The following is a 3,939-nucleotide window of genomic DNA, read 5'->3' as shown; positions in this document are numbered from 1 at the left end:
GAAGTCCAGACAATTTCGCGGGGGTCGGCGTGGATGGCATCGGCCACCTGCTGGCGCGCTTTCTCCACCGCTTTTTCCGCCGTCCAGCCATAGGGATGGGAACGGCTGGCCGCATTACCAAAATCATGGGTCAGAAAAGGCAGCATCTGTTCCAGGACCAGCGGGTCCACAGGAGTCGTCGCCTGATAGTCCAGATAAATAGGACGATCCGGATTGATCAGCAAAGGCTGCCTGCTATCCAGTTCAATGATTTTGGGTTGATTCATTTCCTGTACCTCACGGTCTTAAGCGGTTTTATGCGTCGGGCGCAGTGGTGTCCTGTCCGTCATCCGGATCGGTGCCGACTGCAGCGACTCCTTGTGCAACTGCTTCTGTACCAGTTGCCCGAGGGTGATTCCCCCGAGAAACTCGGCGATACGATCTCCCAATTCTTCCCACAGGTCGTGGGTAAGGCACTGCTGCCCATCCCCCTTACAACCCTGCTGCGGATCACCACCGCACTGGGTCGTACTGATGGACTCATTGACAGCCTCCACAATCCGCGTCAACGGAATCTCCGAGTCCGGCATGGCCAGCCGGTAACCACCGCCCGGACCACGTACACTTTCCACCAGACCATAACGACGCAGGCGCCCAAAGAGCTGCTCCAAATAGGCCACGGAAATCTGCTGACGCCGCGAAATGTCGGCTACCGTTACCACGCCACCACGCTGATTGAGCGCCAGATCCAACATGGCGGTCACCGCGTAGCGTCCTTTTGTCGTCAGTTTCATGTCCGGTGCTCCTCTGCACGACATCCTACTATCTCTACTAAATTAGTCAAGTATTACCCGCACGAGTTCCCTCGCTTTCTGGTGCGTCATCATCCAGCACACAGACGATCTCCTCCACGGGCATCATGGTCTCAAGCGGCTGCAGGCGCTGCAAACCCTCTCGCAGTTGCGCAATCTCCGCATCCTGGCGATGCATGTGCTCCAGCATGCACTCCACGGCCCGCGCCACCGGATCGGGCATCTGCCCGGTCAGGCCGTAGGCCTCGAAGCTATCTGTATGCTCACCCTTATTGACGACCCGCCCAGGGATGCCCACCACGGTAGCACCCTCCGGCACCGACTTGACCACCACGGCGTTAGAGCCAATCCGCGCATTATCCCCGATAACGATCGGTCCCAGCACCTTGGCACCAGCGCCGACGATGACACCACGACCCAAGGTCGGATGGCGTTTGCCCGGCTTCCAGGAGGTCCCGCCCAGGGTCACGCCGTGATAGAGGGTACAATTGTCGCCGATCTCCGCCGTCTCACCGATCACCACGCCCATCCCATGATCAATGAAGAAACCCTTACCGATCTGTGCCCCCGGATGAATCTCGATACCTGTCCAGAAACGCGAAAAGGCCGCCAGACTGCGCGCCAACAGGCGCCAGCGGTGACGCCACAGGGCATGAGCGATCCGATGCAGGAACAGGGCGTGGACGCCGGGATAGGTGAGTAACACTTCCAGACGGGTACGCGCCGCGGGATCGCGCGCAAAAACTGCGTCGAGGTCACTCCGCCAGCGTCCACCCATAGCCACACTCCCCTGTATTTGCCCCGGCCACTACCAAGCCCCGCATTAAAAACTATCCTGATCCTTTCTGTCCACTTTAGACGCCCAGCGCTCGATTTCGGTAAGGATACCACGCAGGATGTTCACCTCGTTCCGGCTCGGCCTGGCGCGGTCGAAGAGACGACGCAAGCGACGCATCATGCGGGTAGCGCGAATCTCCTGCAGAAAACCACTGCGGCGCAACACATGCTGCAAATGGCCATAAAAGCCTTCCATATCCTCGACGGGAGCGGGCTGCTCCGGCACATCCGCTGCGGGTACGTCTTGGGCTGGCAGGGCCGTCAGGGCGGCCATGTGGAGCTCATAGGCGAGTACCTGCACCGCCTGCCCCAGATTGAGGGAGTGGTATGCATCCGCCGTGGGGATATGCACCAGAACCTGACAACGATCCATCTCCGCATTGGTTAGCCCCGTCCGCTCCCGGCCGAAGAGCAGAGCACAATCCCCCGTGTCCAGATCCGTGAGAATCTCTCCCGCCGCCTCCCGTGCGTTGCTGACGGGCCACTGGATACGACGGTCGCGGGCGCTGGTGCCATAGACTTTGTGGCAACCCTGCAAGGCCGTATCCAGATTGGTACAGACCTGTGCCGATTCCAGAATATCTTCGGCACCGGAGGCGAGAGCCGTGGCCTCCGGATCGGGGAAAAAGCGCGGATTAACCAGCACCAGATGGCGCAACCCCATCACCTTCATGGCCCGTGCCGCCGCCCCGATATTGCCGGGGTGACTGGGTTCAACGAGGACAATACGCAAGCCATGCAAAGACGTCCCGATCATGCCCGCAGCCCTCGCCCGTGCGGCCACCGCCATTCTCCTTTATACTGCCCCAATTCCGACTCATCCTCGCACAAGGTTCCCATGCAGCATCCTATTCTCGTTACCGCCATTCGTGCGGCCCGCAAAGCTGGCGATATCATCAACCGCAGCTTCGACCGGGTCAATGAAATCAGCATCACCAGCAAGGCGCACAATGACTTTGTCACGGACGTCGATCAGCGCGCCGAGGCCGCCATTGTTGAGATTATCCGCCGCGCTTACCCCGAGCACGGTATCCTGGCCGAGGAAGGCAGCCGCATCTCCGATAAAGACTTCGAGTGGATTATTGACCCCCTCGATGGCACCACCAACTTCATCCACGGCATGCCGCAAGTCTGTGTCTCCATAGCCGTCCGCCATTTCGACCGCCTTGAGCACGCGGTAGTCTATAATCCGGTGCATAACGAGCTGTTTACCGCCAGCCGGGGCAGCGGGGCGCACCTCAACGATCGCCGCCTGCGCATTGCCCAACGCAAGGACCTGGATGGGGCACTCCTGGGTACCGGTTTCCCCTACGGGGATTTTTCCTACCTGGACCCCTACCTCGCTACCCTCAAAACCTTCATGCTGAAGACCGCGGGCGTCCGGCGGCCCGGCTCCGCGGCGCTGGACCTCGCCTATGTCGCGGCTGGGCGCTATGACGGCTTCTGGGAGTTCAACCTCAAGCCCTGGGATCTCGCTGCCGGCGCGCTACTGGTGCAGGAGGCGGGTGGTGTCGCCACCGACTTCAAGGGCGATCAGGGTTACCTGCAAAACGGCAACATCGTCGCCGGTAATCTGCGGATTCATGCCCAGATGCTGCATATCATCAGCCAGGAGATCAACCAGCCGCAATCAGCCCGTTGAACGGCGATTTCCGCTATGAACCCGGACGAGGACCATGAGCCCAATGTACAATCCACCCCACTCAGGACTGACCCTGCGGGACGATATCTTGCCTGCCCTCGGATTGACGGTAACCGAGGCGGCGGAGCAACTCGGAGTGACACGCTCGACGCTGTCGCGCGTACTCAACGGGCGTACCGCTATTTCTCCGGAGATGGCTCTGCGTCTTGAGGGATGGCTCGGAGTCGAGCACGGAGGCCACGCAGACGTCTGGGTTGCCCAACAAGCCGCCTATGATCTGTGGCAAGCTCGCCAGGCCGGATCACCCAAGGTCAAGCCGCTCCCCTTGACCATGTGATGATAGCCTGACGAATGCGACAAATTAATACAAAAGGTCTTATAATATGAATGATTTTAAATATCTGAATTTTTCAAGCCCGACATCTCCGATATTTGCCATAGCTGTACTGGTAGCTGCATTTCTTACTGCGTATATCTTAAACAAGATAAAGCCAAGCAAGGAATTTCAAAAATATCGATCCCTTGATGGTCTTCGCGGTTTGGCTGCAGTTTTTGTATTTTTACACCACTCTTCTATTTGGTATTTTTATAAGAAAAGCAACAACTGGGTAGTGCCACCATCTAAACTATATACCCAATTCGGGCAAGGCGCTGTAACCATATTCTTCA

At 58.4% G+C, this 3,939-nt stretch carries 7 protein-coding genes; 3 read left to right on the top strand and 4 right to left on the bottom strand.

The features are described 5' to 3' along the window. From AC2VNK_RS04100 to AC2VNK_RS04085, 4 genes are all read right to left on the bottom strand, one after another. On the bottom strand, window positions 1-266 hold a 266-nt coding region (locus AC2VNK_RS04100), incomplete at its 3' end, for an aminotransferase class V-fold PLP-dependent enzyme (protein WP_486882913.1). An 18-nt stretch (window positions 267-284) separates the two neighbouring features. Further along, a complete protein-coding gene (locus AC2VNK_RS04095; RefSeq protein ID WP_291521562.1) occupies window positions 285-773 on the bottom strand; it encodes an Rrf2 family transcriptional regulator in 489 nt (162 codons plus the stop codon). A 46-nt stretch (window positions 774-819) separates the two neighbouring features. Next, the gene (cysE, locus tag AC2VNK_RS04090; RefSeq protein WP_486882912.1) at window positions 820-1,569 is read right to left on the bottom strand and encodes a serine O-acetyltransferase; all 750 of its coding nucleotides are present in this window, start codon (window positions 1,567-1,569) and stop codon (window positions 820-822) included. A 45-nt stretch (window positions 1,570-1,614) separates the two neighbouring features. Further along, a complete protein-coding gene (locus AC2VNK_RS04085) occupies window positions 1,615-2,418 on the bottom strand; it encodes an RNA methyltransferase (RefSeq protein ID WP_486882910.1) in 804 nt (267 codons plus the stop codon). A 48-nt stretch (window positions 2,419-2,466) separates the two neighbouring features. Between AC2VNK_RS04085 and AC2VNK_RS04080 the strand changes: the two genes are divergently transcribed. From AC2VNK_RS04080 to AC2VNK_RS04070, 3 genes are all read left to right on the top strand, one after another. Next, window positions 2,467-3,270: an inositol monophosphatase family protein gene (locus tag AC2VNK_RS04080; protein ID WP_486882909.1), complete on the top strand. Its 804-nt coding sequence runs from the start codon at window positions 2,467-2,469 to the stop codon at window positions 3,268-3,270. A gap of 43 nt (window positions 3,271-3,313) precedes the next feature. Next, complete coding sequence (locus AC2VNK_RS04075; protein WP_486882908.1) at window positions 3,314-3,607, top strand: HigA family addiction module antitoxin; 294 nt, start codon at window positions 3,314-3,316, stop codon at window positions 3,605-3,607. 46 nt (window positions 3,608-3,653) lie between these two features. Next, window positions 3,654-3,939, top strand: a 286-nt coding sequence (locus AC2VNK_RS04070) for a hypothetical protein (protein ID WP_486882907.1), incomplete at its 3' end; no start/stop codon positions are given.

Source organism: Acidithiobacillus sp. TH-A35, from assembly GCF_057473505.1.
This window is presented reverse-complemented; position numbering and strand designations above follow the sequence as displayed.